The 1,995-nt window shown below is 44.8% G+C and carries 1 protein-coding gene; it reads right to left on the bottom strand.

Annotation, left to right across the window (positions count from 1 at the left end; genetic code table 11):
• Positions 1-166: 166 nt before the first annotated feature.
• Positions 167-1,489, bottom strand: a complete 1,323-nt coding sequence (locus ABD76_RS21615) for an IS4 family transposase (RefSeq protein ID WP_197257525.1) — start codon at positions 1,487-1,489, stop codon at positions 167-169.
• Positions 1,490-1,995 lie beyond the last annotated feature (506 nt).

Here is a 1,995-nt window from a genome sequence, read left to right as displayed (position 1 = left end):
CAATGTCATTAAGTTAAGCTCAAAGACAAGAGCGGAAATAAAAATGGAATCCGAAACGGCATGGGAAAAAGCCCTGTGCCGTTTGTTTTTGGTGCAAGCAAGGAAAAAGCGTACAGCAAACAAAGCGGACGGAAGATCCGCTTAAAAAATGTTCATATGAAACGAATTATGCTACTCTATAGACGAAGCTAACAACTGATTTGTAGCGTATTTTGCGCGTATTCTGCTGCCCTGGGCGAACGGGGCGAATCGGCAAAATGTTTTTGCGGATCAGTGCTTCAACATCGGGCGGGGGTTCATCGTGCCGTGAGCGCAGGAAATGTCTAGAAACGTGAACGGCAACCGTGAAGTTGACTTGGTATGAGTGCCGTTTATCCATTTGGGAAATGACGACGTGTGAGGTCATCATTTCAGCGAAATTGTACATGATCATTCTTGCGAAAATCTCTTGGGTGATGGACTCTCGTCTCTTTGCGTGAAAATTCGTCAGACCGACAGTGTACTTTAATGCCCTGAAAGAGGTTTCAATGCCCCATCGCCTGTTATACATAGACTTGATTTCATCGGGTGGGAAATCAGCGGCAGAAAGATTCGTAATGACGGTCTCATAAGCGCCATGAGGCAGGACGAAACGAACAACCCGAAAGGTAATCGGGTAAAACAAGTTCTCATGCAAATCCAAAAAATCAAATGTAGACGTGGAAGGAACGAACTTGTACATCTCGGGATTAGCCTTGACCTCTTTGGTTTGTTTTTTGGTGAGTGTCAGATGAACGTCCCTATCAAACTCTCCGCTAGAGGGCAAACGCAAGCCCGAAAGAATACCATTGGAATCCAAATCCTTTACCCGTATGACATAGTTCCACCCTTTGCGTTCAAGGTGCGCGAAATTGTTGTAACTTTCATAACCTCTATCGGCAATAACAATGGTTTTGCCCTTGATGGGAGAACGGTCAACCATAGCAGCCAGCGCCCTTCCCTCGTTGCACAACCTTCGTGGTTGAACAATGGCATCCACGTACAGTCTGTTGCACAAGTCATAGGCAGCGTTCAAATGCAGAAGGCTATAGCCTTTCGTGTTCGGTTGACTTTGAAAATAGGTGTCCGTGTCCGCAGAGTCAGTTGCGATATGTAAATCCGAACCGTCAACGGCAAGTAATCGATACCCTCGGTAGTCCTTGATATCCGTATACGATTGCGTAAATGCGTGAAACAAGAATTCCACAGCAGACGGCAGGATTTTATTCCTCTGTTGGACAAAAGCGGAAGTGGTTGCGGTGTTTACGTTATAACCTTGGGATTCCAGGAGTTCCTTATATATGCTGTTGCCCCCCATGGAGATCAGGAGTTGCATCACCGTTTCAAAGGATAGCTTTTTCTTTCGGGTAAAATCTTTTTCAGGGTTTTTGACATAAGGTGCTGGTGCGGCTGCCATTTCTCGTATGAGGGATGTCAGCGTTTCTTTTAGCGAATTCGCGTACTCATTCATTGGCGTAACCTCCTCGTTTTTTCAAGGGGCTTCGCCACACATATCCATCTACCTGTTAAGTCTTGATTTTCTTTTGAAACAAAAAAAAGAGCGGGCTATCTTTTTGATAACCTGCTCTTGTGCTTGATTATGGTTTCCGCGCCTTATCTTAATGACATTGACCTTGCGGGGTCCCTTTTTTTGATCATTTGATTGAGTGAGTAGTTGCGTATCGTTGTTATGGAAAAGAACAAAAAAGTTACTCCGAAATTGTGATAAATCCTGAATCCGTGAAAGGGTTACGAATAAGAGAACCATCACTATCAGCTGTAACGATAGGCGCAGAAAGCAGAGGTGATGACTCGATTCACTTGAAAAAGACATCACGAAACAAAGCTTCCCTTGTGCAAAGCTTGAACGGAAACATAGGTTCGCAATCTATTATCCCGACAAGGTCCCGTAAATGCGCTGGAATGTCTGAAACCATGGACTATGTCTTCCGAAGCGGAGCTTCGTTTGTCTGGCAT

Origin of the sequence: Paenibacillus dendritiformis (genome assembly GCF_015845845.1) — a bacterium.
GTDB lineage: Bacteria > Bacillota > Bacilli > Paenibacillales > Paenibacillaceae > Paenibacillus_B > Paenibacillus_B dendritiformis_C.
Note: the sequence above shows the minus strand (reverse complement) of the source record. Positions and strands in the feature narration are given on the sequence as shown.